Annotated in this window: 24 protein-coding genes; 14 read left to right on the forward strand and 10 right to left on the reverse strand. The window is 52.8% G+C overall.

Annotated elements, in window-relative coordinates; translation table 11 throughout:
• Positions 1 to 4: 4 nt before the first annotated feature.
• The 3 genes from ppk1 to purM all read right to left on the reverse strand — a co-directional run bounded on the left by ppk1 (position 5) and on the right by purM (position 3,961).
• Complete coding sequence (gene ppk1, locus GUC46_RS06570) at positions 5 to 2,071, reverse strand: polyphosphate kinase 1 (RefSeq protein WP_003037917.1); 2,067 nt, start codon at positions 2,069 to 2,071, stop codon at positions 5 to 7.
• A gap of 214 nt (positions 2,072 to 2,285) precedes the next feature.
• A complete protein-coding gene (gene purN, locus GUC46_RS06575; RefSeq protein WP_160179949.1) occupies positions 2,286 to 2,927 on the reverse strand; it encodes a phosphoribosylglycinamide formyltransferase in 642 nt (213 codons plus the stop codon).
• The gene (gene purM / locus GUC46_RS06580) at positions 2,924 to 3,961 is read right to left on the reverse strand and encodes a phosphoribosylformylglycinamidine cyclo-ligase (RefSeq protein ID WP_130714453.1); all 1,038 of its coding nucleotides are present in this window, start codon (positions 3,959 to 3,961) and stop codon (positions 2,924 to 2,926) included. Before purM ends, purN begins: the two co-directional genes overlap by 4 nt.
• A 295-nt stretch (positions 3,962 to 4,256) precedes the next feature.
• Here purM and GUC46_RS06585 point away from each other — a divergent pair, with 295 nt between their 5' ends.
• The 4 genes from GUC46_RS06585 (at position 4,257) to GUC46_RS06600 (ending at position 8,680) form a co-directional block, all read left to right on the forward strand.
• Positions 4,257 to 5,687, forward strand: a complete 1,431-nt coding sequence (locus GUC46_RS06585) for a 6-phospho-beta-glucosidase (RefSeq protein WP_130714454.1) — start codon at positions 4,257 to 4,259, stop codon at positions 5,685 to 5,687.
• 183 nt (positions 5,688 to 5,870) lie between these two features.
• Positions 5,871 to 6,497 carry a uracil phosphoribosyltransferase gene (gene upp, locus GUC46_RS06590; RefSeq protein ID WP_003037929.1) on the forward strand — a complete coding sequence of 209 codons (627 nt, stop codon included), beginning with the start codon at positions 5,871 to 5,873 and terminating at the stop codon, positions 6,495 to 6,497.
• A 96-nt stretch (positions 6,498 to 6,593) separates the two neighbouring features.
• A complete protein-coding gene (gene uraA, locus GUC46_RS06595; RefSeq protein ID WP_003037932.1) occupies positions 6,594 to 7,883 on the forward strand; it encodes a uracil permease in 1,290 nt (429 codons plus the stop codon).
• Between the two features lie 95 nt (positions 7,884 to 7,978).
• Positions 7,979 to 8,680, forward strand: a complete 702-nt coding sequence (locus GUC46_RS06600) for a DnaA inactivator Hda (protein WP_211924219.1) — start codon at positions 7,979 to 7,981, stop codon at positions 8,678 to 8,680.
• Between the two features lie 33 nt (positions 8,681 to 8,713).
• Here the strand turns inward: GUC46_RS06600 and arsC are convergent, their stop codons facing one another.
• Positions 8,714 to 9,073, reverse strand: coding sequence for an arsenate reductase (glutaredoxin) (gene arsC / locus GUC46_RS06605; protein WP_003037937.1), 360 nt, complete (start codon positions 9,071 to 9,073; stop codon positions 8,714 to 8,716).
• Between the two features lie 123 nt (positions 9,074 to 9,196).
• Positions 9,197 to 10,660 (reverse strand): beta-barrel assembly-enhancing protease, encoded by a 1,464-nt coding sequence (gene bepA, locus GUC46_RS06610; protein WP_003037939.1) that lies wholly within the window; start codon positions 10,658 to 10,660, stop codon positions 9,197 to 9,199.
• 226 nt (positions 10,661 to 10,886) lie between these two features.
• Between bepA and GUC46_RS06615 the strand changes: the two genes are divergently transcribed.
• From GUC46_RS06615 to iadA, 4 genes are all read left to right on the forward strand, one after another.
• Positions 10,887 to 11,951, forward strand: coding sequence for an AI-2E family transporter (locus tag GUC46_RS06615; protein ID WP_003037941.1), 1,065 nt, complete (start codon positions 10,887 to 10,889; stop codon positions 11,949 to 11,951).
• Positions 11,952 to 12,117: 166 nt separating this feature from the next.
• Positions 12,118 to 12,777, forward strand: coding sequence for a nucleoside recognition domain-containing protein (locus GUC46_RS06620; RefSeq protein ID WP_003847228.1), 660 nt, complete (start codon positions 12,118 to 12,120; stop codon positions 12,775 to 12,777).
• Between the two features lies 1 nt (position 12,778).
• Positions 12,779 to 13,240: a YjiG family protein gene (locus GUC46_RS06625; RefSeq protein WP_003037948.1), complete on the forward strand. Its 462-nt coding sequence runs from the start codon at positions 12,779 to 12,781 to the stop codon at positions 13,238 to 13,240.
• Between the two features lie 11 nt (positions 13,241 to 13,251).
• On the forward strand, positions 13,252 to 14,415 hold the full coding sequence (gene iadA / locus GUC46_RS06630; RefSeq protein WP_160179951.1) for a beta-aspartyl-peptidase: 1,164 nt from the start codon (positions 13,252 to 13,254) through the stop codon (positions 14,413 to 14,415).
• A gap of 115 nt (positions 14,416 to 14,530) precedes the next feature.
• Here the strand turns inward: iadA and bcp are convergent, their stop codons facing one another.
• Both bcp and GUC46_RS06640 read right to left on the reverse strand, forming a co-directional pair.
• Positions 14,531 to 15,001 (reverse strand): thioredoxin-dependent thiol peroxidase, encoded by a 471-nt coding sequence (gene bcp, locus GUC46_RS06635; protein ID WP_003037951.1) that lies wholly within the window; start codon positions 14,999 to 15,001, stop codon positions 14,531 to 14,533.
• Positions 15,001 to 15,573, reverse strand: coding sequence for a glycine cleavage system transcriptional repressor (locus tag GUC46_RS06640; protein WP_003037954.1), 573 nt, complete (start codon positions 15,571 to 15,573; stop codon positions 15,001 to 15,003). Before GUC46_RS06640 ends, bcp begins: the two co-directional genes overlap by 1 nt.
• A 145-nt stretch (positions 15,574 to 15,718) precedes the next feature.
• Here GUC46_RS06640 and dapA point away from each other — a divergent pair, with 145 nt between their 5' ends.
• The 6 genes from dapA (at position 15,719) to ypfH (ending at position 22,271) form a co-directional block, all read left to right on the forward strand.
• The gene (gene dapA / locus GUC46_RS06645; RefSeq protein WP_003037957.1) at positions 15,719 to 16,597 is read left to right on the forward strand and encodes a 4-hydroxy-tetrahydrodipicolinate synthase; all 879 of its coding nucleotides are present in this window, start codon (positions 15,719 to 15,721) and stop codon (positions 16,595 to 16,597) included.
• Positions 16,598 to 16,613: 16 nt separating this feature from the next.
• Positions 16,614 to 17,648, forward strand: a complete 1,035-nt coding sequence (gene bamC, locus GUC46_RS06650; protein ID WP_032937846.1) for an outer membrane protein assembly factor BamC — start codon at positions 16,614 to 16,616, stop codon at positions 17,646 to 17,648.
• A gap of 111 nt (positions 17,649 to 17,759) precedes the next feature.
• Positions 17,760 to 18,473: a phosphoribosylaminoimidazolesuccinocarboxamide synthase gene (purC, locus tag GUC46_RS06655; RefSeq protein ID WP_048217279.1), complete on the forward strand. Its 714-nt coding sequence runs from the start codon at positions 17,760 to 17,762 to the stop codon at positions 18,471 to 18,473.
• Between the two features lie 128 nt (positions 18,474 to 18,601).
• On the forward strand, positions 18,602 to 19,468 hold the full coding sequence (locus GUC46_RS06660) for a neutral zinc metallopeptidase (RefSeq protein ID WP_003037967.1): 867 nt from the start codon (positions 18,602 to 18,604) through the stop codon (positions 19,466 to 19,468).
• A 15-nt stretch (positions 19,469 to 19,483) separates the two neighbouring features.
• Complete coding sequence (locus tag GUC46_RS06665; RefSeq protein ID WP_160179953.1) at positions 19,484 to 21,499, forward strand: tRNA(Met) cytidine acetyltransferase TmcA; 2,016 nt, start codon at positions 19,484 to 19,486, stop codon at positions 21,497 to 21,499.
• Between the two features lie 73 nt (positions 21,500 to 21,572).
• Entirely contained in the window at positions 21,573 to 22,271 is a 699-nt protein-coding gene (ypfH, locus tag GUC46_RS06670) for an esterase (protein ID WP_003037972.1), read from the forward strand.
• A 103-nt stretch (positions 22,272 to 22,374) separates the two neighbouring features.
• On the opposite strand, the gene GUC46_RS06675 is transcribed toward ypfH, so the two are convergent.
• From GUC46_RS06675 to GUC46_RS06685, 3 genes are read right to left on the reverse strand one after another with little or no spacing between them, the layout of a single operon-like run.
• Positions 22,375 to 22,575: a membrane protein gene (locus GUC46_RS06675; protein ID WP_003037974.1), complete on the reverse strand. Its 201-nt coding sequence runs from the start codon at positions 22,573 to 22,575 to the stop codon at positions 22,375 to 22,377.
• 27 nt (positions 22,576 to 22,602) lie between these two features.
• Positions 22,603 to 23,730 (reverse strand): succinyl-diaminopimelate desuccinylase, encoded by a 1,128-nt coding sequence (dapE, locus tag GUC46_RS06680; RefSeq protein WP_003037976.1) that lies wholly within the window; start codon positions 23,728 to 23,730, stop codon positions 22,603 to 22,605.
• A 3-nt stretch (positions 23,731 to 23,733) separates the two neighbouring features.
• A complete protein-coding gene (locus GUC46_RS06685; protein WP_003835078.1) occupies positions 23,734 to 24,090 on the reverse strand; it encodes an ArsC family reductase in 357 nt (118 codons plus the stop codon).
• Between the last annotated feature and the right edge of the window lie 297 nt (positions 24,091 to 24,387).

The following is a 24,387-nucleotide window of genomic DNA, read 5'->3' on the forward strand; positions in this document are numbered from 1 at the left end:
AGCGTTAGTCAGGTTGCTCGAGTGATTTGATGTAGTCGTAAATCGCCAATTGTGACTGAACTTTACGGCGGTTTCCGCGTGGTACGTAGCGATTACTGAGTTCTTTATCGATGAAGCGAGCCTTCACCGTGTCGCTGAACAGGATATCGATAATATCCAGCACGCGCTGCTTAAGGCGCGGGTCCAGCAGCGGAGTGGCGACCTCGATACGATAGTCGATATTGCGGGTCATCCAGTCTGCAGAGGAGAGGTATACCTGCTTATCGCCACCGTTTTCGAAAATATAAACCCGGTCGTGTTCAAGGTAGCGGTCGACAATGCTTATCACGCGAATATTATCGCTGATGCCTTCCAGGTTCGGGATCAGAGAGCACATACCGCGAATCAACAAATTAACCGGTACGCCTGAGCTTGAGGCTGCATAGAGACGATCAACCAGACCTTTATCGACCAGGTTGTTCAGTTTTAGCGTGATACCGGAAGGCTGGCCTTGCTGCGCATTGGCGATCTCTTTGTCGATCATCGCGTACAGCAGACGGCGTGAGTTCTGCGGGGAAACCAGCAGATAATCGAACGTCACCGGACGATACGGGTTTTCGATGAAGTTAAATACCCGGCGCACTTCGTTGGTAATGCGCGAATCGGCGGTAAGCAACGAGTAGTCGGTGTACAGCCGCGCCGTTTTTTCGTTGAAGTTGCCCGTCCCGATATGGGCATAGCGCACGACTTCATCACCTTCTTTACGCGAGATAAGGAACAGTTTGGCGTGAATTTTCAGACCCGGCGCGGAGAAGATGACGTGAACGCCCGCTTCGGTCAGGCGCTTGGCCCAATGAATGTTGGCTTCTTCATCAAAGCGCGCCTGCAATTCCACTACCACGGTGACTTTTTTACTGTTATGCGCGGCATGGATCATCGCGTCGATGATGCGCGAGTCTTTTGCCACACGGTAGATGTTGATCTTTATTGCCAGTACGCTCGGGTCGAAAGACGCCTGGCGCAACAGTTCAAGAACGTGCTCAAAGGTGTGGTACGGGTAATACAGCAGCACATCGCGCTCGCGGATTGCATCAAATCCGTTACGGAATTTCTCATTGTCGAACCAGATGTGGCGCAGACGCGGCAGCGGCTTATTCACCAGGTTGGCTTTGCCAACGTTGGGGAAGTTAATAAAGTCTTTGAAGTTATGGTAACGGCCGCCGGGAACAATCGAGTCGTAGCGAGAAATCGTCAGTTTTTCACGTAGCACCTCGACCAACGCATTGGGCATGTCGCGCTGATAGACGAAACGCACAGGCTCTGCGGTCAGACGCTGTTTCAGGCTGGAGGACATCAGCTCCATCAGGCTCGATTCCATCTCGTGCACCAAATCGTATTCGGCGTCACGGGTCATTTTCATCGAATAGGCGTTAAGTGCGTCGTAATCAAAGAACCCTTTGAAAATATCGTCAAGGCAATAACGTAAAATGTTGTCCAACAGGATCATCGGCTTGCGACGACGCGGGGTTTCCGGCGGCAGATTCACAAAACGGGGAACCTTGTCAGAAGGGATTTCCAGCAGCGCGTAGCGGATTGTATCGCCGCGGATAATCTCTACCGCCAGATAGGTGTAGTCATCTTTCAAAAACTGGACTAAATCCGTCTCGCGGTTAATCAGGATCGGCGTGATGTGCTGGCGAAGATATTGCTTGAAGTAATGACGCAACCAGCTCTGCTGATTGGCCGATAGCTGGCGTTCATTGATTAAGAAAATCTGATTGCGCGCCATCTCCAGCAGCAACTCGTTGTACAGACCGTCAAATTCCTGATCGGCTTTTAATACGCGGGCCTGGATTTTGCCTAACAGATGGCGGGAGTGAGAGTTTGAACCCTGTTCTTCGCTAATAATGATTCGGCGCTTCAGTTCGGCAAAACGAACCTTATAAAACTCGTCGAGGTTATTGGAATAGATGCCTAAGAAACGCATCCGTTCGATCAACGGGTTTGACTTATCAGCAGCTTCCTGGAGTACGCGTTCGTTGAACGCTAACCAACTGAGTTCTTTCTCGATGTATAGCTTTTCCTGACCCATTACCACTTTTACTCCGTTTCATTCACGGGACACTACCGATTTATTATGGCGAGCATTGCTCTCAGATGTCCAACTGTGCCAGAAAAATATGACAATAAACCGTCTGATAGCAAAGAGAAAGGGGGAGCGTAGATGCATACCGGTGGTATTAACCGGAAAAGGTAGTTATGCCTGTAAGCCGGATGGTGACATGCGGCTTACAGGTTGAATTTTATTATTCGTCGGCGGCGTAGCCTTGTGGCGGTAGGCGGATACCATCCAGCCATGCAGCGTTATCACGCATTTTCAGGCGACCATCAATAAACCAGCTTACCACCAGTGGGTAAATGGTATGTTCCTGAGCCTGAACCCGTGCCGTGACATCATCTTCGCTGTCGCCTTCAAATACCGGAACTTTGGCCTGAAGAATAACCGGTCCGCCGTCCAGTTCATCAGTGACGAAGTGGACGGAGGTACCATGCTCTTCATCGCCATTTTCCAGTACCTGGCGGTGCGTGTGCAAGCCTGGGTACTTCGGCAATAAAGACGGGTGGATATTCAGCAATCGTTCAGAATAGTGCGCGACAAACGCCGGGCTGAGGATGCGCATATAACCGGCCAGCACCACGACATCCGGCGCCCAGGCGTCAATTTCTTGCATCAGTTGGCGGTCGAAGGCTTCGCGACTTGCAAACTGGGCGGCTTCCAGCGAGTACGCTGGAATATTCGCTTCGCGTGCGCGTTCAAGGCCGAACGCATCCGTCTTGTTACTGAATACTGCACGTATGGTGCCATTGATTTTTTTCTGTTCGCAGGCGTCTATTATCGCCTGCAAATTGCTTCCGTTACCGGAAATGAGCACCACAATGTTTTTCATTCAATGACCACACGCTGTTCGGAATCAGAAGCTTTGATGATACCGATTTTCCATGCGTTTTCACCTTTCTCATTGAGCAAAGCCAGGGCTTTGTCCACTTCCAGAGCTGGCAGGGCGATAACCATACCTACACCGCAGTTAAAGGTGCGATACATCTCATGTTGGCTGACGTTACCCGCCATTTGCAGCCAGTTGAAGACGGCTGGCCACTGCCAGGAAGACTCGTCGATCACGGCCTGCGTGTTGTCTGGCAGAACGCGTGGAATATTTTCCCAGAAGCCGCCGCCGGTCAGGTGGGCAATGGCGTGCACATCAACCTTCTCGATCAGTTCCAGAATGGATTTTACGTAAATGCGGGTCGGAGCCAGCAAGTGGTCGGCCAGCGATTTACCTTCAAGCTCGGTGGTTTCCGGGTCACAACCGCTGACTTCAACGATTTTACGCACCAGAGAGTAACCGTTGGAGTGCGGACCGCTGGAGCCGAGCGCAATCAGTACGTCGCCGTCAGCCACTTTAGAACCGTCGATAATCTCTGATTTTTCGACGACGCCAACACAGAAACCTGCCACGTCGTAATCTTCGCCGTGGTACATCCCCGGCATTTCAGCTGTTTCCCCACCGACCAGCGCACAGCCAGACTGCAGGCAGCCTTCTGCAATCCCGTTAATGACGCTGGCTGCGGTGTCCACATCCAGTTTGCCGGTTGCATAGTAGTCGAGGAAGAACAGCGGCTCAGCGCCCTGAACCACGAGGTCGTTGACGCACATTGCGACGAGGTCAATGCCGATAGTGTCGTGGCGTTTCAGATCCATCGCCAGACGCAGTTTTGTACCAACGCCATCAGTGCCGGAAACCAGTACCGGTTCACGATATTTTTGCGGCAATGCGCACAGCGCACCGAAGCCACCCAGACCACCCATAACTTCCGGACGACGCGTTTTCTTTACTACGCCTTTGATTCGATCAACCAGAGCATTACCTGCATCAATATCAACACCGGCATCTTTGTAGCTAAGAGAGGTTTTATCGGTCACTGCCTGCTTCCCCACATGTTTACTTGCAGTAAAAGTTAAATTCGGCGCAATTCTAACAGGGAAAGCAAACGTTTGCGAGCCTGCTCTGCATCAAGTTTTATCTGCTGGTTTTTTCAGCATTTTACAATCATTTATCTATTTGTTTGAACTGCGCCACGAAAATGAAACCGGGTACAGCCTTGTGCTTGAAACCTGCCAGCCGAATGCACAGTATCGTACTGAAACCGGTTTCTGTTTTCTGTTGCGGGCCTCATTTGGAGCGTTTTGCGCAGAGTCATCACGATAGGGGAAGGGGATGTCAGGATTTAAAGCAGATTTCATGTGGGGTGGCGCTGTCGCCGCTCATCAACTGGAAGGTGGCTGGCAGGAGGGCGGTAAAGGAATTAGCGTTGCCGATGTCATGACGGCGGGGGCGCATGGCGTGGCGCGTGAAATTACTGACGGTGTGATTGCCGGTAAAAACTACCCTAACCACGATGCCATCGATTTTTATCATCGCTATAAAGACGACATCAGGCTGTTTGCCGAAATGGGGTTTAAATGTTTTCGCACTTCTATTGCCTGGACGCGGATTTTCCCTTTAGGTGACGAAGCGCAACCCAATGAAGCTGGCCTGCAGTTCTATGATGATCTGTTCGACGAATGTCTGAGATATGGCATTGAACCGGTGATTACGTTGTCGCACTTCGAGATGCCCTACCATCTGGTGACGGAGTACGGCGGCTGGCGCAACCGTAAGCTTATCGACTTTTTTGTCCGTTTTGCCCGGGTGGTTTTCACTCGTTACCAGCACAAAGTGAAGTACTGGATGACGTTTAATGAGATTAACAATCAGGCAAATTATCACGAAGACTTCGCGCCCTTTACTAACTCTGGCCTGAAATATCTGCCTGGTGAAGACCGCGAGCCGGTCATGTACCAGGCGGCGCACTACGAGCTGGTGGCAAGCGCGCTGGCGGTGAAGCTCGCGCGTGAAATTAACCCGGCGCTGCAAATTGGCTGCATGATTGCAATGTGCCCAATTTATCCGCTGACCTGTGCGCCGAACGACATGATGATGGCGATGAACGCTATGCACCGGCGTTACTGGTTTACTGACGTCCATGTGCGCGGCAAATACCCGCAGCATCTTCTCAATTACTTTACCCGTCGTGGCTTTGAACTGGATATCACCGAGGAAGACCGTCAGGCGCTGACCGAGGGCTGCGTTGATTACATCGGCTTTAGCTATTATATGTCTTTCGCGACCCAGGCAACGGCGGACAACCCACAACTGGATTACGACGAGTCGAAAAGCCTGGTTTCTAACCCGTACGTGCAGAAGTCGGACTGGGGCTGGCAGATTGATCCCGTCGGTCTGCGCTATTCGCTGAACTGGTTCTGGGATCATTATCAGTTGCCGCTGTTTATTGTTGAAAACGGCTTTGGGGCGATTGACGTGCAGCAGGCCGATGGCTCGGTGGATGATTCCTATCGTATTGACTATATGGCCGCGCATATCCGCGAAATGAAAAAAGCGGTGGTGGAAGATGGCGTGGATCTGATGGGTTATACCCCGTGGGGCTGTATTGATTTAGTCTCGGCCGGGACGGGGGAGATGAAAAAACGCTACGGCTTTATCTATGTTGATAAAAATAATGACGGGAGTGGGACATTAGCACGCTCGCCGAAGAAATCTTTTTCATGGTATCAAAACGTCATCCAGAGTAATGCTGAAAATCTATAAAATTCATAGCATTGATAACAACCCCCGCACTTATTGTGGGGGTTGTTTTATACTCATCATCCAGACGCAAACGATTTTGGTTGATCCATATCAAGCGTATGCAGTGTTGCGCCAGAGACGAAAAGCGGTATAATCCGGCGATTTTTTTTGTGGTTGCCACTCGTCTGAGGAAAGGAGAAGAGTATGAAGATCGTGGAAGTCAAACACCCACTCGTCAAACACAAGCTGGGACTGATGCGTGAAAACGACATCAGCACTAAACGCTTTCGTGAACTCGCCTCGGAAGTTGGCAGCCTGCTGACTTATGAAGCAACCGCCGGTCTGGAAACCGAAAAGGTGACCATTGAAGGCTGGAACGGCCCGGTTGAAGTTGACCAAATCAAAGGTAAAAAAATCACCGTTGTGCCAATCCTGCGTGCGGGCCTGGGCATGATGGAAGGCGTTCTGGAAAACGTTCCGAGCGCGCGTATCAGCGTGGTCGGTATGTACCGTAATGAAGAGACGCTGGAGCCGGTTCCGTACTTCCAGAAGCTGGTTTCTAACATTGATGAGCGTATGGCGCTGATCGTTGACCCGATGCTGGCAACCGGCGGTTCCGTTATCGCTACCATCGACCTGCTGAAAAAAGCAGGCTGCAGCAGCATTAAAGTCCTGGTGCTGGTTGCAGCGCCGGAAGGTATCGCGGCGCTGGAAAAAGCGCACCCGGATGTTGAGCTGTACACTGCCTCCATCGATCAGGGACTGAACGAGCACGGATACATTATTCCGGGGCTCGGCGATGCCGGCGATAAGATTTTTGGTACCAAGTAAACGAATAAGTGAAAAGAAGCCGACTTTAAGAGTCGGCTTTTTTTTGAATAAAACAACCCAATCGCTAATAACAAACAACACTCAGAGGAAAACACTATGACGCGCCGTGCTATCGGGGTGAGTGAAAGACCGCCGCTTTTACAGACAATCCCGCTTAGTTTACAGCACCTGTTCGCCATGTTTGGCGCAACGGTACTGGTGCCAGTCCTGTTTCATATCAACCCAGCTACCGTTCTGCTGTTTAACGGTATTGGTACTTTACTGTATCTCTTTATTTGTAAAGGTAAAATTCCGGCTTACCTCGGTTCAAGCTTTGCGTTCATTTCCCCAGTTCTGCTGCTGCTGCCGCTAGGGTATGAAGTGGCGCTGGGCGGTTTCATTATGTGTGGCATCCTGTTCTGCCTGGTTTCGTTCATCGTTAAGAAAGCCGGTACTGGCTGGCTGGATGTAATGTTCCCGCCTGCGGCGATGGGCGCAATCGTTGCCGTTATCGGTCTGGAGTTGGCGGGTGTCGCTGCGGGTATGGCGGGATTGCTGCCTGCGGAAGGACAAGCGCCAGACTCAACAACCATCATCATCTCAATGGTGACGCTGGCGGTGACGGTATTTGGTTCCGTGCTGTTCCGTGGCTTTATGGCGATTATCCCGATTTTAATTGGGGTGCTGGCCGGGTACGCGCTCTCCTTCGTGATGGGCGTCGTGGACACCACGCCGATAGCGCAGGCTCACTGGTTTGCTCTGCCGACGTTCTACACGCCGCGCTTTGAATGGGTCGCTATTCTGACCATTCTGCCTGCGGCGCTGGTGGTTATTGCTGAACACGTCGGCCACCTGGTGGTAACGGCGAATATCGTGAAAAAAGATTTGATTCGCGATCCTGGCCTGCATCGTTCTATGTTTGCTAACGGCCTGTCGACGGTGATCTCCGGCTTCTTTGGTTCTACGCCGAACACCACGTACGGCGAGAACATCGGCGTCATGGCGATTACCCGCGTTTACAGTACCTGGGTTATTGGCGGTGCGGCGATTTTCGCCATTCTGCTCTCCTGCGTGGGTAAACTGGCTGCGGCGATCCAAATCATTCCGCTGCCGGTCATGGGCGGTGTATCTCTGCTGTTATACGGCGTGATTGGCGCTTCCGGTATTCGCGTGCTGATCGAGTCAAAAGTTGACTACAACAAAGCACAGAACCTGATCCTGACCTCGGTCATTTTGATCATCGGCGTCAGCGGCGCGAAAGTTCACATCGGTGCTGCTGAGCTGAAAGGCATGGCGCTGGCGACCATTGTGGGTGTCTGTCTGAGCCTGATTTTCAAAGTTATCAGCCTGCTGCGTCCAGAAGAAGTGGTGCTCGACGCCAAAGATGCCGACACTGAGCAACAGTAAACCTTTGACCGGGTGGCGATGCTGCCCGGTTCTATCGCGACGCATTTCTGTGTTAAACTCAACGCGATTTTATGAAATCCTGGGTTGAGGTATCTCTGAACACACCGGCACAGCTCTCTTTGCCACTTTATCTTCCTGACGACGAAACTTTCGCAAGTTTCTGGCCGGGGGATAACTCCTCTTTACTGGCTGCACTGCAAAACGTGCTGCGTCAGGAACATAGCGGGTATATTTATCTCTGGTCGCGTGAAGGCGCTGGCCGTAGTCATTTGCTGCATGCAGCCTGTGCGGAACTGTCCGCGCGCGGCGATGCGGTAGGCTACGTGCCGCTCGACAAACGTACCTGGTTCGTCCCCGAGGTGCTCGACGGGATGGAGCATTTATCGCTGGTATGCATCGATAACATCGAATGTGTGGCCGGTGATTCGCTGTGGGAAATGGCGATCTTTGATCTCTACAACCGTATCCTGGAGTCGGGGAAAACACGCCTGCTGATCACCGGCGATCGTCCACCAAGACAGCTGAATCTGGGATTGCCAGATCTCGCTTCGCGTCTGGACTGGGGGCAAATCTACAAGCTGCAACCACTTTCCGATGAAGATAAGCTGCAGGCGTTGCAATTACGCGCCAGACTTCGCGGATTTGAACTGCCGGAAGATGTGGGCCGCTTTCTGCTTAAGCGTCTGGATCGGGAAATGCGTACGCTGTTTATGACGTTGGATCAGCTTGATCACGCATCGATCACCGCCCAGCGTAAGCTGACCATTCCGTTCGTAAAAGAAATTCTGAAGCTGTAAGCGCCGCAGCCAAATGACTGCGGCAGGTTTCGGTTAACCGACGATTTCCAGTACCTGCTCCGGCGGGCGTCCAATTCGAGCCTGACCTTTGGCAACTACGATTGGGCGCTCCATCAGTTTCGGGTTTTCCACCATTGCCTGAATCAGCGCATCTTCACTCAGATTTTTGTCCGCCAGGTTAAGCGATTTATAGAGATCCTCTTTCTGGCGCATCAGCTCACGCGCGCTGGACATACCCAGCATCTGCAGAAGTTCACGCAGGGTTGCGGCGTCAGCCGGGGTTTCCAGATACAGCACCACTTCCGGGTCCACGCCATTGGACTTCAGTAATTCCAGCGTTTCACGGCTCTTGGAGCAGCGTGGGTTATGGTAGATTTTAATCGCGTCTGACATGACTTCTCCTTGCATAACAATATTGCCGGATGGCGGCCAAAAGACCTTATCCGGCCTACATATCGTGTCTGACGTAGGCCGGATAAGACGCTACAGCGCCGCCATCCGGCAAGGGTTCGATAATTACATCTTCGTGTAGGGTTTAAAGCGTTCTTGCAGCTGGCGTAGCTGGTCGATACGAGCATCGTATCTGGCCTGCTGCTGGCTACCCAGTTTCACCTGAGAGCTTGCGCTGCTGAGCATCGAAATCGCCTGATCCAGACGTCCGGCGAGGGCATACCCCTCCGCCCGCGCCGCCAGCTCCTGATCGCGGTTGTTCAGGTTGGCTTCCGTTTGCGCTAACAGATCCCAGCCGTTAGGGTCGTCCTTATGGTTAAACGTATAGCGATTCAGGATGGTTGCCGCCTCTTTGGCTTGTCCGCCCTGTAGATACGCATTCGCCAGGTTGAGCTGCAGTACCGGGTTAGTGCGCAGGTCGCGGGCGTTTTTCAGGCGGTTAATGGCATCACTGGTTTTCTTCTGGCCGAGATCGATATCCGTTGCCAGGTCGAGATACCAGGCATTGTTCGCGTCTGCAGCCAGCAGCGGTTGCAGCGCTTTACGCGCCTCGTCATATTTGCTGGCTTCCATCGCCTGCAATGCCCGGCCATATTGTGCCGCACGTTGCTCACGTACGTTGCCTTTCGACCAGTTACTCAGCAGGTCATCGGTCAACTGGTTACGACCAGAGTTGTACATGCCCAAGGTTCGTGCCTTAGCCAGATAAAAATCTTCTGACGACTGGACGACCACCGGACGCATTTGGTTGGCGCGGTTACGGGCATCCGACAGGCGGCTTTCAGGCAGGGGGTGAGTCAGCAAAATTTCCGGCGGACGCGAAGAGTAACGGGCCTGATCGAGCAGTTTTTCGAGGAACGTCGGCATGGCCTGGGGATCGAATCCCGAGCGTTGCAGCACCTGAATACCGATGCGATCTGCTTCCTGTTCGTTTTGTTGCGTAAAGCTAATCATCCCCTGACGTGTTCCCGCCAGCGTACCGGTCAGCGCCGCCATACCCGCCTGCGGGCTAGCCATCGCTAATAAAATTGAACCTAGCGCACCTACCCATGTTAGCGGCGCACTGCGTTTCTGATCTTCCATTGCACGAGCCAGGTGGCGCTGAGTGACGTGGGAGATTTCGTGCGCCATGACCGATGCTAACTGGCTTTCGTTGTCGGAATAGCGGAACAGTGCGGAGTGCAAGACAACGTTGCCGCCAAAGAAAGCAAAGGCGTTGATTTCATCGTTGTTGATCAAAAAGAATGTGAAGGGTGTTTTTACCGAGTCGGCGTGCGAGACCAGACGCATTCCCAGCGCATTAATGTATTGGGTGAGCAATGGATCATTAATTAATGGCGCACTGCCGCGCAGTTGGCGTACGTAATAATCGCCCATCTGCATTTCCTGTCCTATGGAAAGCGTACTGCCTGCCGACGTTCCCATATCAGGCAGGGTGTCCGCAGTATCAGCAAATGCGGGCGCAACCTGACCGATAGTCAGTGCGGCAATGAGGGTAGCAACCAGGTTTTTTTTCAACTGCCTGAACATAACCTCTGTCCTGTATTCTTTTTTGAGATAGCCATTTGACCAATGCTGTGAAGTATCGTTCACACTCCGCAAGCTTACGGAGTGTAACTGCGAAACCTGACGATGAACACCCAGGAAAAATGTCTTTTCACTTTGCGTAATCAGCCATAAAAAGCGAAGTCTTTTTTGTGACATTTCGATACAATTCGGGATCGCAATCCCGCTATTGGGTTCATGGAAGGGTTTTATGCTCGAAATGTTGATGCAATGGTATCGTCGCCGCTTTAGCGACCCCGAAGCCATCGCCCTGCTGATTATTCTTGTTGCCGGTTTTGGCATCCTGTTCTTTTTTAGCGGTCTTCTGGCGCCGCTACTGGTCGCCATAGTGCTGGCGTACCTGCTTGAATGGCCGACTGTGCGGCTGGAACATATTGGGTGTTCACGGCGTTGGGCGACATCGATTGTGCTGGTGGTGTTTGTCGGTATTTTGCTGCTGATGGCCTTTGTGGTGATGCCCGTTGCGTGGCAGCAGGGTATTTACCTGATCCGCGACATGCCCGGCATGCTCAATAAATTGTCTGATTTTGCCGCCACCTTGCCAAGACGTTATCCGGCGCTGATGGATGCGGGCATCATTGATGCGATGGCGGAAAACATGCGCTCGCGAATGCTCACCATGGGTGATTCGGTGGTGAAATATTCGTTAGCTTCACTGGTTGGATTGCTGACCCTGGCGGTCTATCTGGTTCTCGTCCCGTTGATGGTGTTCTTCCTGATCAAAGATAAAGGACAGATGCTGAACGCCGTGCGCCGGGTGCTGCCGCGTAATCGTGGGCTTGCGGGGCAGGTGTGGAAAGAGATGAACCAGCAAATCACCAACTATATTCGCGGAAAGGTGCTGGAAATGGTGGTGGTCGGCGTGGCGACCTGGCTCGGCTTCCTGCTGTTTGGTCTCAACTATTCGCTGCTGCTGGCGGTGCTGGTAGGGTTCTCTGTGCTGATCCCGTATATCGGCGCTTTTGTGGTGACGATTCCGGTGGTCGGCGTGGCGCTGTTTCAGTTCGGGCTTGGCACCGAGTTCTGGAGCTGTTTTGCCGTGTACCTGATAATCCAGGCGCTGGACGGCAATCTGTTGGTTCCCGTGCTGTTCTCCGAGGCGGTCAATCTGCATCCATTGGTGATTATTCTCTCCGTGGTGATTTTCGGCGGTCTGTGGGGATTCTGGGGCGTATTCTTTGCGATCCCTCTGGCGACGTTAATCAAAGCGGTAATGCACGCCTGGCCGGATGGTCAGGTCGTTGACGAACCCTAATCTGCAAGATCCGGCGATATCATGTCGCCGGATCCGAACTTGTCTGACCTCTATCCACACTTTCTGAATAATCTCTTCTGCTGTCGTTTTTCTCCGCATTTGTCTTTAACTTGACCCGCGTGATGTCTTTCTGTCACGCAAGGAATAAGACCAACAGGAGAACAAAATGGGTCACAACACACACACGCAGCAAAAGGTGGGATGGGGCGGTTATCTCGCTTTTTTTATCACGATTATCCTTTTTTCCGGCATGTTTGCGAAAAGTACTGAATGGTGGCGGGTCTTTGACTTCACCGTCCTCAACGGCGCCTTTGGGCAGATTAATGCCGCAGGCGATACGGCGGTCTCTTTTCGCGGCTCTGGAGGGATGGGAGCCAAAGACGGCTTCTTATTCGCGCTTGAGCTGGCACCTTCCGTCATTCTTTCACTCGGGATTATTTCCGTCACCGAAGGGCTAGGTGGTTTACGTGCGGCACAACAGCTGATGACGCCGGTCCTGCGCCCGTTACTCGGTATTCCGGGAGTTTGTTCGCTGGCGCTAATTGCTAATTTGCAAAATACCGATGCCGCGGCCGGGATGACCAAAGAGATGGCGGAAGAGGGCATTATTACTGAACAGGAGCGTGCCATTTTTGCCTGCTGGCAAACCAGCGGCAGCGCGTGTATTACCAACTATTTTTCCTCTGGTGCTGCGCTGTTTACGGTGGTTACCGTTCCGGTGATTACGCCGCTGGCGGTGATCCTTGTCTTCAAATTTGTGGGTGCGAACCTGCTGCGTTTGTGGATTGCGCAGTTGGAAAATCGCCGTCTGCAGCAGGAGGTCTGAGATGACAACGCAGGTACGTAAAAACGTCATGGATATGTTTATCGATGGCGCGCGGCGCGGGTTTACAATTGCTACAACCAGCCTGTTACCTAACGTGGTGATGGCGTTTGTGATTATTCAGGCGCTGAAGGTGACGGGATTGCTCGAGATTGTCGGGCGGGTGTGCGAACCGGTGATGGCGTTGTGGGGGCTACCGGGGGAATCTGCCACCGTGCTGCTGGCGGCGGTGATGAGTATGGGAGGCGGCGTCGGCGTTTGTGCCAGTCTGGTTGTTGCTGGTACGCTTTCGGGACATGATGCGACTGTATTGCTACCGGCAATCTACCTGATGGGCAATCCGGTGCAAAATGTGGGACGCTGCCTGGGAACTGCGGGGGTCCATCCCCGTTACTACCCGCTGATTATTGCGGTATGCGTCATTAATGCGCTGCTCTCTATTTGGGTTATGCAGGTAATTGCCTGACAAGGAAGGTTATGAACTGTTCAATTCTTAATTTGACGTTGTTCCAGCAGGGACACGTGTACGCACCGGAAGATTTAGGGCGACAGGATATACTGGTCTCCGGCAGTAAAATTGTTGCCATCGCCCCGTCAATTTCTCCTGAAGACTTTCCCGGTTGCGAGTGTATCAATCTTGACGGCGCGATTGTGTGCCCAGGATTTATCGATCAACACGTCCATCTGATTGGCGGAGGCGGGGAAGCAGGGCCGCATACCCGCACGCCGGAAGTGCGCTTGTCACGCCTGGTTGAAGCTGGTGTAACTTCGGTGGTGGGTTTGCTGGGTACCGATGGCATTACCCGTCATCCGGAATCGCTGCTGGCAAAAACCCGCGCGCTGGAGTTTGAAGGCATCAGCGCATGGATGCTTACTGGGGCGTATTCTCTGCCTTCCCCGACGATCACCGGCAGCATCGAGCGTGACGTGGCGCTGATCGATAAAATCATTGGCGTGAAATGTGCGATTTCGGACCATCGTTCCTCACCCCCAGATACCTCGGTGCTGGCAAACATGGCAGCGCAGTCGCGCGTCGGTGGATTGTTAGGACGCAAACCGGGGATCAGTGTATTCCATATGGGCGATAGCCCGCGCATGCTGGAACCATTGTACCAGATCCTCAACTGCTGCGATGTGCCGATTACTAAACTGTTGCCGACACACGTTAACCGTGCGGAACCGTTGTTCCAGGCGGCGCTGGAGTATGCCCGTAAAGGCGGTTATATCGACATTACCAGCAGCATTGATGAGCCCGTCGACCCCGCCACGGCTATCGCCACGGCGCTGCGGCAGAACGTGCCACTGTCGCGCATTACGCTTAGCTCGGATGGCAACGGCAGCCAGCCGGAATTTGATGAGTTAGGTAATCTCATCGGTATCGGTGTCGCGGGGTTTGAATCACTGGCTGAAACGGTGCGCCAGTTGGTGAAAGTTCATGCCATACCGCTGGAACAGGCGCTCTGTCCGCTGACGCGTACGGTCGCAGAATTTTTGGGGCTCGAACATAAGGGGCGCCTGGCGGTGGGATGCGATGCGGACATTCTGGTGCTTAACGATGCGTTGGAGGTTAATCATCTTTGGGCGAAGGGAAAAGCCGTGGTCAGAGAGAAGAAAGCCTGCGTAAAAGGGACGTTTGAATAAACGTTTATGCCGGGTGGCGGCTACGCCTCACCCGGCCTACAAGTTTCGCAATATTAATAAGCTGCGTAGGCCTGATAAGCGAAGCGCCATCAGGCTTTTTCCAGCAAAACGTAAATCAGGCGTTCTCTTTCAGCCAGTTCAGTACCACGTCGTGGTGATTGCTGGTTTTGAAGTCATCGAACACGTGCTCAATTTTGCCTTCGGCATCAATCAGGAAGCTGATGCGGTGGATGCCATCGTAGGTTTTGCCCATAAATGACTTCTCACCCCAGACGCCGAACTGCTCGCAAACCTGATGATCTTCATCGGACAGGAGCGTGAAATTCAGGACTTCTTTCTCCGCGAATCGGGAAAGCTTCTCTGGTTTGTCGGTGCTGATCCCCAGCACTTCAACACCAGCTTTTTTTAACTCATCCATGTTATCGCGCAAGCCGCAGGCCTGTACGGTACAGCCGGGTGTCATGGCTTTCGGGTAAAAATAAACCAGAACACGCTGTCCCTGGAAGTCGGTTAAATTTACTTGTTCTCCGTCTTGATCCGGCAAGCTAAATTTCGGTGCGATATCACCGGCTTTCAGTGGGTTCATTACTTAACTCCATCCTGTTCATCATGCTGTGAGTAATTGACGACGTTAATACTGCCTTGCGCATTGAGTTCTGTACAGAGTGCTTTAAACGCATCTTCAATATTTGCCGAATCATGTGACGCAGGACTATGTGCGGTAATTTGAATAAACAACTGCGCCGCCTTTCCATTCTCCGCCGGTTGCGTGCGTGAAACCAGTTCCGCAATATTCATTTGGTGGCTGTCAAACAGTGCGGTGAAGCGTTCAATCAAATGGGGAGAATCAGGGACATCGACCTGCACCCATACCGTAGCAGGCATCGCCGGACGAGGGCGCGCGGTCGTGCGCTTCATCACAATGAGTAAATCCAGCTCTGCGCCTTTTAATGGCAGGGTTGATTCAATCAGGGTGATGGCATTCCAGGTGCCCGACAGCAACATGATAAACGTGAACTCATCACCCAGCATGGCCAGTCGGCTGTCTTCGATATTACAGCCGCAACTGCTGACATGACGTGTGATGGTGTTCACAATTCCTGGGCGGTCGGCACCCAGCGCAGTAATGACCAGATAGTGTTGCGATGACGATGTCAAACCTGTTCTTCCTTTGAGCGGTGAGGTAATCATAAGGAAAGCATAAAAAAAACATGCATACAACAATCAGAACGGCTCTGGTCGCTTGCTTTTATTGTCGTACCAAACGTACCATTGAGACACTTGTTTGCACAGAGGATGGCCCATGTTCACGGGAAGTATTGTCGCGCTTGTTACGCCGATGGATGAGAAAGGTAAAGTCTGCCGGTCGAGCCTGAAAAAACTGATTGATTATCATGTCGCCAGCGGCACCTCGGCGATCGTTTCTGTTGGCACCACCGGTGAGTCCGCCACCCTGAGTCATGATGAACATGGCGATGTGGTGATGATGACGCTGGAGCTGGCTGACGGGCGTATTCCGGTTATTGCCGGAACCGGCGCCAATGCGACCGCGGAAGCCATTAGTCTGACGCAGCGTTTCAACGACAGCGGTGTTGTTGGCTGCCTGACGGTGACGCCTTACTACAACCGCCCAACCCAGGAAGGTTTGTTCCAGCATTTCAAAGCCATCGCTGAGCATACTGACCTGCCGCAAATTCTGTATAATGTGCCGTCCCGTACTGGCTGCGATATGCTGCCGGAAACCGTTGGTCGTCTGGCGAAAGTTAAAAATATTATCGCTATTAAAGAGGCCACGGGGAACTTAAGTCGCGTTCACCAGATCAAAGAGCTGGTTTCGGACGACTTTATTCTGCTCAGCGGTGATGACGCGACCGGACTGGATTTTATGCAGCTCGGTGGTCATGGCGTGATTTCCGTAACGTCTAACGTTGCGGCACGTGATATGGCTGAAATGTGCAAACTGGCGGCAGCCGGGCAATTTGCCGAGGCGCGGGTGATTAACCAGCGTCTGATGCCGTTACACAACAAACTATTTGTCGAACCCAATCCTATTCCCGTGAAATGGGCGTGTAAGGAATTGGGACTTGTGGCGACCGATACGCTACGTCTGCCGATGACGCCAATCACGGACAATGCTCGTGAAATCGTCAAAGCGGCACTTAAGCATGCCGGTTTGCTGTAAAGTTTAGGGAGATTTGATGGCTTACTCAGTACAAAAGTCGCGCCTGGCCAAGGTTGCGGGTGTTTCGCTTGTTATGTTGCTCGCGGCCTGTAGCTCTGACTCGCGCTATAAGCGCCAGGTGAGCGGTGATGAATCCTATCTGGAGGCCGCACCGCTTGCTGAGCTTCATGCTCCAGCTGGGATGATTTTGCCGGTTATGTCGGGCGACTATAATATCCCGGTAACCAACGGCAGTGGTGCCGTGGGTAAAGCGCTGGATATTCGTCCACCGGCTCAGCCGTTAGCGTTAGTCACTGGCGCTCGCACGCAAATCGCAGGCGATACCTCAACGTTGCTGGTGGAAAATGGTCGTGGCAACACGCTGTGGCCGCAGGTCGTGAGCGTCATTCAGTCTAAAAACTACACGATCACCAAACGTGATGATGCCAGCCAGACGCTGACCACCGACTGGGTTGACTGGAACCGTCTGGATGAAGACGAGCAGTACCGTGGACGTTATCAAATCTCGGTTAAACCGCAGGGCTATCAGCAAGCGGTAACGGTGAAACTGGTTAACCTCGAGCAGGCGGGTAAACCCGTAGCCGATGCGGCATCAATGCAGCGTTACAGCGCTGAGATGATGAACGTTATCTCTGCTGGTCTGGATAAGAACGCCACCGACGCCGCGAATGCCGCGCAGAACCGCTCTGCAGCCACCATGGATGTTCAGAGCGCAGCCGATGACACCGGTTTACCAATGCTGGTGGTACGCGGACCGTTCAACGTGGTGTGGCAGCGTCTGCCAGCAGCGCTTGAGAAAGTGGGGATGAAGGTAACCGACAGCACCCGTTCTCAGGGTAGCATCGCGGTGACCTACAAACCTCTGTCTGATAGCAGCTGGCAGGAGCTGGGCGCAAGTGACCCAGGTCTGGTATCCGGCGACTATAAACTGCAGGTCGGTGATTTAGACAACCGCAGTAGCTTGCAGTTTATCGATCCGAAGGGGCATACCCTGACGCAAAGCCAGAACGACGCGCTGGTCGCCGTCTTCCAGGCAGCGTTCAGTAAGTAAAAATAAAGGGCTGGATAACTCCAGCCCTTTTTTTCTGATATGATACGCAAACGTGTGCGTCGGCAGAAAAACGCAATATTTATCGTTAATTCACACCCAGGAGTAATAAAGATGCAAAAGCAAGCTGAGTTGTATCGTGGTAAAGCGAAGACCGTATACAGCACGGAAAACCCGGACCTGTTGGTGCTCGAATTCCGCAATGATACGTCAGCAGGGGATGGCGCGCGCATTGAACAGTTTGACCGTAAAGGTATGGTGAACAACAAATTCAACCATTTCATTATGACTAAACTGCAAGAAGCGGGTATTCCTACCCAGATGGAGCAACTGCTTTCTGATACCGAATGTCTGGTGAAAAAGCTGGATATGGTACCGGTTGAATGTGTGGTACGTAACCGCGCGGCAGGCTCTCTGGTTAAGCGTTTAGGCGTTGAGGAAGGTATTGAACTGAATCCGCCGCTGTTTGATCTGTTCCTGAAAAACGATGCTATGCACGATCCAATGATTAACGATTCCTATTGCGAAACTTTTGGTTGGGTGAGCAAAGAGAATCTGGCACGTATGAAAGAGCTGACCTACAAAGCTAACGACGTGCTGAAAAAGATGTTTGATGATGCTGGTCTGATTCTGGTCGACTTCAAACTTGAGTTTGGTTTGTATAAAGGTGAAGTTGTCCTGGGTGATGAATTCTCACCGGACGGTAGCCGCCTGTGGGACAAAGAAACGCTGGATAAAATGGACAAAGATCGCTTCCGCCAGAGTCTGGGCGGCCTGATCGAAGCCTATGAAGCCGTCGCGCATCGCCTGGGTGTGAAGTTAGACTAATCTTTCCCTGAGCCGGCGATCGCTCTCCGGCTCATTAACCCCACCTGATTTGATTACTATTTCTTATGGTAATCCTGTTCCGAACCGCCTACGATCATCATCATAATGAATAAAAAGTTGAGGTGATTATGCGCTGGCAAGGGCGTCGTGAAAGTGACAACGTGGAAGACAGACGAAACAGCTCTGGCGGCGGCCCCTCTATGGGGGGGCCTGGTTTTCGTCTGCCCAGTGGTAAAGGCGGTATCATCCTGCTGATTGTGGTGCTGGTGGCGGGTTATTATGGCGTGGATCTCACCGGATTAATGACCGGCCAGCCGGTCTCCCAACAACAATCATCACGCTCCATCAGCCCAAACGATGATGAAGCGGCAAAATTTACCTCGGTGATTCTGGCTACAACAGAAGATACCTGGGGACAGCAGTTTGAAAAAATGGGCCGCACCTACCAACAGCCGAAGCTGGTGATGTACCGGGGTGCGACGCGTACCGGCTGCGGCGCGGGCCAGTCCGTGATGGGGCCGTTTTATTGTCCGGCAGATGGTACGGTATATATCGACCTTTCATTCTATGATGACATGAAAAACAAGCTGGGCGCGGATGGTGATTTTGCGCAGGGCTATGTTATCGCCCATGAAGTGGGTCACCACGTGCAGAAACTGCTGGGTATTGAACCGAAAGTTCGCCAGATGCAACAAAATGCTTCACAGGCAGAAGTGAACCGTCTTTCCGTTCGTATGGAACTGCAGGCGGACTGCTTTGCCGGTGTCTGGGGCCACAGCATGCAGCAGCAGGGCGTGCTGGAGTCTGGTGACCTGGAAGAGGCACTAAACGCCGCACAGGCCATTGGTGACGATCGTCTGCAACAGCAGGGGCAAGGACGCGTCGTACCGGACAGCTTTACTCACGGAACCTCTGAACAGCGTTTTACTTGGTTTAAACGCGGTTTTGATAGCGGCGATCCGGGACAATGTAATACTTTTGGTAAAGGTATTTAAGATACAGAGGCAGGGATGTCCGATAACACGGCGCTGAGGGCGTTAACCGAACAGATGGCTCGTGAGGGGATCCGTCGTTTGCTGATTATCAGCGGCGAGGAGAACTGGTGTCAGGGGCAGGCGTTAGCGCTACGCGACATATTACCCGGCGACTGGTTGTGGGTAGGGGCGAATGCCCCTGCTGAACCGAACTGTACGCCACAGGCGCTGCAAACGTTACTGGGGCGCGAGTTTCGTCATGCAGTTTTCGACGCCGGGCAGGGATTTGACGCTGCTGCGTTTGCCGCCTTAAGCGGTACACTGCTTGCCGGCAGTTGGCTGGTTTTGCTGACCCCACCCTGGCATTCCTGGCACACGCATCCGGACGTGGATTCACTACGCTGGAGCGATTGTGCTGAGCCCATTCCCACACCGCACTTTGTTGAGCACGTCAAACGGGTGATTTCCCTCGATAGACAGGCTCTGCACTGGCAGCTGCATCAGCCGGTTTCCTGTCCGCACTTTCCTGCTCGCGCAGCCTGGCTCGCGGCAACCGGCGAACCCCAACCAGAACAGGCGATGATATTAAATCATTTGCTGGCTATGCCTCCCGGTGTGGTTGCGGTGACGGCCGCACGGGGTCGGGGCAAATCCGCTCTGGCAGGGCAACTCATAGCGCGGATTAACGGCACTGCGATTGTGACCGCACCTGCCAAAGCTGCAACGGATGTGCTGGCACAATTTGCCGCAGAGCGTTACCGCTTTATGGCGCCGGATGCACTATTAAGCAGTTCTGAAACCGCAGACTGGCTGATTGTGGATGAAGCCGCCGCGATCCCCGCGCCGCTGCTACACCAACTGGTGGCGCGTTTTCCTCGTACGCTGTTAACCACTACAGTACAAGGCTACGAGGGAACGGGTAGAGGCTTCTTGCTGAAATTCTGCGCCCGCTTCCCTAATCTTCGACGCTATGAGTTGCAACAACCCGTGCGCTGGGCGCAGGGATGTCCGCTGGAGCAAATTGTCAGCGATGCGCTGGTGTTTGATGATGAAACGTTCACGCATGCCCCATTGGGGGAGCTTCACTTCTCGGCATTTGAGCAACAGTCCTGGGGTGCTGGCCCGGCGCTGCCGTTAGCGGTATACCAGTTGCTCTCCGGAGCGCATTATCGCACCTCGCCATTAGACCTGCGGCGAATGATGGACGCGCCTGGTCAGCATTTTCTTCAGGCATCAACCGCTGACTCAGTGGCGGGTGCTGTCTGGCTGGTCGATGAAGGGGGACTATCCGCAGAATTAAGCCAGGCCGTCTGGGCCGGATATCGTCGACCGAGGGGGAATTTGGTTGCGCAGTCGCTGGCGGCGCACGGTGGTGACCCGTTGGCGGCGACGCTCGTTGGGAGACGAGTCAGTCGAATTGCGGTTCATCCTGCGCGCCAAAGAGAAGGTATTGGGCAACAGCTGATTGTGCTGGCCCACCACTATTCCACATCGTGTGACTATCTGTCGGTCAGTTTTGGGTATACGGCTGAACTATGGCGTTTCTGGCAGCGCTGCGGTTTTGTGCTGGTGAGAGTGGGAAATCACCGGGAAGCCAGCAGCGGCTGTTATACCGCCATGGCGTTGCTGCCGATTAGCGAAGCGGGAAAGCGCCTTGCCGAGCGGGAGCACCAGCATTTGCGGCGTGACGTGGAAATCCTTGCGCGATGGAACGGTGAGAGCATTCCGCTGGTCCCGCTGAAAGAGACTACGCTTAATGAGGATGACTGGGCTGAGCTGGCTGGGTTTGCCTTCGCGCATCGGCCATTATTGACGTCGTTAGGCTGTCTGAGTCGTCTGCTTGAGCACAGTGAATTACCTCTTCCGGCATTGCGCGGACGTATACAGGCTAAACGCAGCGACGCCGAATTATGCCAACAGCTGAAGATCTCAGGTCGTAAAGCGCTGCTGGTCGTTCAGCGCGCCGAAGCGGCACAAGCGTTAAATCAACTGGATGCTGAACGTGAACAGCGGCTACATAATCGCATTATGCAATGGCAATTTTTTCACTAACATCTTCAATTTCCTGGCATGGTCATTGCGGTTAAGCGGCGTAGAATGATTCTCATCAGTTAAGGAGATCGCCATGAAACATGACCATTTTGTTGTTCAAAGTCCTGATAAACCCGCTCAACAGCTACTGCTGCTGTTTCATGGCGTCGGCGATAACCCGGTTGCCATGGGTGAAATTGGCTCCTGGTTTGCGCCGCTGTTTCCGGATGCGTTAATCGTCAGCATTGGCGGGGCAGAGCCTTACGGTACGACTTCCGGACGTCAGTGGTTTTCGGTACAGGGCGTAACGGAAGAGAACCGCCAGGCGCGTATCGACGCGATTATGCCGGTGTTTATCGAAACCGTGCGCTACTGGCAGAAACAAAGCGGTGTTTCACCGCAGGCCACCGCGCTGATTGGTTTTTCTCAGGGTTCGATTATGTCGCTTGAGAGCATCAAAGCCGAGCCGGGGCTGGCGTCGCGGGTCATTGCCTTCAATGGTCGCTATGCCACCTTACCGGAGGTTGCAACTACCGCAACGACGGTGCATTTGATTCACGGTGGTGAAGACCGGGTGATAGAGCTCTCCCATGCCGTTGCCGCGCAGGAGGCATTAATTGCTGCGGGTGGGGATGTGACGCTGGATATCGTCGAAAACCTGGGGCACGCCATTGATGAACGCAGCATGCAGTTTGCGCTCGATCATCTGCGTTTTACCGTACCGAAGCACTATTTTGATGAAGCGCTGAGCGGCGGTAAGCCTCACGATGATGATGTGATTGAGATGATCTGATTGATAACCGTAGGCCGGATAAAACGCGAAGCGTTGCCATCCGGCACTTAACGCCCGGTGGCGCTAACGCTTACCGGGCCTACGTGACTTATCGGCCTGGAAATTATTTCTTCGGTTGATCCTTGTTCGGCCAATCGTCGTCGTCATCCCATTTATCGTTAAAGTCACGATGTGGGGGAAGCTCCGGTTTGTTGGCCAGATATTTCTTTGGATCGACGCGCTTGAGATCTTTGATAACGTTAAGCAGCACGCCTACCAGAAACACCAACACCAGAATCCACCAATATTTTGCTAGCCAGTCCATGTATTTTTCCTCTTGCAGGAACACTCATCAGGCGACGAGTTGCTCCATGATACGTTGATACATACGGGCAAGCAGCTGCAGGTCGGCGGCATTAACACATTCATTTATTTTATGAATAGTGGCGTTGACCGGCCCAAGTTCGACTACCTGTGCCCCCATGCGGGCAATAAAGCGCCCGTCGGACGTCCCGCCTGTAGTCAGTAACTGCGGTTTAATTTCATTATAGTGCTCAATGGCGTTCACTACTGCATCCACCAGTTTACCGCGTTCAGTCAGGAACGGCTGACCGGAAAGCCACCAGTCGACGGTATAGCGCAACTGATGTTTCTCCAGCAGCGCGTGAACCCGTGCTTTAATCATCTCATCGGTCAGCTCAGTGCTGAAACGGAAGTTGAACTGGATAAACAGTTCGCCGGGGATAACGTTGTTGCTGCCGGTACCTGCCTGAATATTGGCAATCTGCATGCTGGTCGCCGGGAAGAATTCGTTCCCCTGATCCCACTCAATCGCCACTAGTTCGTTGAGCATTGGCGCCGCGCGGTGTACCGGGTTATCGGCCAGATGCGGATAGGCTACGTGCCCCTGCACGCCATGAATGGTCAGGTTGCAGGTCAGTGAACCACGACGTCCATTCTTGACTACGTCGCCAACGATTTCCGTGCTGGACGGCTCGCCAACCAGACAATAATCCAGTCGCTCATTACGCGCCATCAGTGCTTCAACCACCTTTACGGTGCCGTTTTTGGCGCTGGCTTCTTCGTCGGACGTTATCAAAAATGCCAGACGACCCTGATGGTTTGGATGCTGGGCGACAAAACGCTCTGCGGCCACGACCATCGCTGCCAGTGAGCCTTTCATATCGGCAGCGCCACGCCCGAACAGCATGCCATCGCGAATGGTCGGTTCGAACGGTGGATTGATCCAACGATCGACATCGCCGGCGGGCACTACGTCGGTGTGACCGGCAAATGCCAGGGTCTCACCTTTACCGCGCCATGCCCAAAAATTCTGTGTGTCACCAAAATCCATACGCTCAACGGTAAAACCTACCGCGCGCAGGCGTTCAATCATTAACGCCTGGCACCCGGCATCATCCGGGCTCAGGGAAGGACGGCGAATAAGCTGCTGTGTCAGCTCAATAACCGGGCACGACATAGACTACACCTCATTAAAAAACAGAGTATAACTGGATTCACTGAAACCAAGCAGCATAGGCTTACCCGGCGCGCAGAGCAATGGGCGTTTGATAATTGCTGGCATTTCAATCATCAATGCGGCGGCGGAAGCCGCATCGGTGATTTGACTGCGCGTGGATTCATCGAGTTTACGCCAGGTGGTTCCACGTGTATTGAGCAGCGCTTCCCAACCTAATTCGCTGATAAAGGACTGTAATAGCGTATTGTCAAGACCGTCGACGCGATAATCATGAAAGCGATAGTCAATACCTTGAGCTTCCAACCAGCGTCTGGCTTTTTTAATCGTGTCGCAATTCTTAATGCCGTAGAGGGTGATCATTTGAATCCTTATTAACTAATTTTGAATATCTATTCTTATGCTGATGAATGCAGATAATACATATTGTCATTCAGACGTTATAGAAAAATATAACATTGTTGGGCAATGGTTAATAATAATTCCTGAAAGTTCCAATAATCTGTGCTGAGCCACAATTCAGAATTTATCTGTTTGCATCAGCCTGTTTTTCCATCAGAATTGGCAAAGTAGTAGATAGCGTATGAATATTTCAAAATATTGCAGTAAGTCACATAAAATTTATGAGTATGGCGCATAGTGATGACATAAACCCCAAGC

The organism is Citrobacter sp. LUTT5 (genome assembly GCF_009905315.1).
In the GTDB taxonomy this organism is placed as follows: Bacteria; Pseudomonadota; Gammaproteobacteria; order Enterobacterales; family Enterobacteriaceae; genus Citrobacter; species Citrobacter freundii.

Excerpts from the sequence above, each read along its gene's own strand:
- GUC46_RS06620 (WP_003847228.1), top strand. The coding sequence starts at position 12,118 with ATGGGTCACAACACACACACGCAGCAAAAGGTGGGATGGGGCGGTTAT.
- uraA (WP_003037932.1), top strand. The coding sequence starts at position 6,594 with ATGACGCGCCGTGCTATCGGGGTGAGTGAAAGACCGCCGCTTTTACAG.
- bcp (WP_003037951.1), bottom strand. The coding sequence starts at position 15,001 with ATGAACCCACTGAAAGCCGGTGATATCGCACCGAAATTTAGCTTGCCG.
- arsC (WP_003037937.1), bottom strand. The coding sequence starts at position 9,073 with ATGTCAGACGCGATTAAAATCTACCATAACCCACGCTGCTCCAAGAGC.
- bepA (WP_003037939.1), bottom strand. The coding sequence starts at position 10,660 with ATGTTCAGGCAGTTGAAAAAAAACCTGGTTGCTACCCTCATTGCCGCA.
- dapA (WP_003037957.1), top strand. The coding sequence starts at position 15,719 with ATGTTCACGGGAAGTATTGTCGCGCTTGTTACGCCGATGGATGAGAAA.
- GUC46_RS06625 (WP_003037948.1), top strand. The coding sequence starts at position 12,779 with ATGACAACGCAGGTACGTAAAAACGTCATGGATATGTTTATCGATGGC.
- GUC46_RS06585 (WP_130714454.1), top strand. The coding sequence starts at position 4,257 with ATGTCAGGATTTAAAGCAGATTTCATGTGGGGTGGCGCTGTCGCCGCT.
- ppk1 (WP_003037917.1), bottom strand. The coding sequence starts at position 2,071 with ATGGGTCAGGAAAAGCTATACATCGAGAAAGAACTCAGTTGGTTAGCG.
- purC (WP_048217279.1), top strand. The coding sequence starts at position 17,760 with ATGCAAAAGCAAGCTGAGTTGTATCGTGGTAAAGCGAAGACCGTATAC.
- GUC46_RS06685 (WP_003835078.1), bottom strand. The coding sequence starts at position 24,090 with ATGATCACCCTCTACGGCATTAAGAATTGCGACACGATTAAAAAAGCC.
- iadA (WP_160179951.1), top strand. The coding sequence starts at position 13,252 with ATGAACTGTTCAATTCTTAATTTGACGTTGTTCCAGCAGGGACACGTG.
- purN (WP_160179949.1), bottom strand. The coding sequence starts at position 2,927 with ATGAAAAACATTGTGGTGCTCATTTCCGGTAACGGAAGCAATTTGCAG.
- ypfH (WP_003037972.1), top strand. The coding sequence starts at position 21,573 with ATGAAACATGACCATTTTGTTGTTCAAAGTCCTGATAAACCCGCTCAA.
- GUC46_RS06665 (WP_160179953.1), top strand. The coding sequence starts at position 19,484 with ATGTCCGATAACACGGCGCTGAGGGCGTTAACCGAACAGATGGCTCGT.
- upp (WP_003037929.1), top strand. The coding sequence starts at position 5,871 with ATGAAGATCGTGGAAGTCAAACACCCACTCGTCAAACACAAGCTGGGA.
- GUC46_RS06675 (WP_003037974.1), bottom strand. The coding sequence starts at position 22,575 with ATGGACTGGCTAGCAAAATATTGGTGGATTCTGGTGTTGGTGTTTCTG.
- GUC46_RS06615 (WP_003037941.1), top strand. The coding sequence starts at position 10,887 with ATGCTCGAAATGTTGATGCAATGGTATCGTCGCCGCTTTAGCGACCCC.
- GUC46_RS06660 (WP_003037967.1), top strand. The coding sequence starts at position 18,602 with ATGCGCTGGCAAGGGCGTCGTGAAAGTGACAACGTGGAAGACAGACGA.
- bamC (WP_032937846.1), top strand. The coding sequence starts at position 16,614 with ATGGCTTACTCAGTACAAAAGTCGCGCCTGGCCAAGGTTGCGGGTGTT.
- dapE (WP_003037976.1), bottom strand. The coding sequence starts at position 23,730 with ATGTCGTGCCCGGTTATTGAGCTGACACAGCAGCTTATTCGCCGTCCT.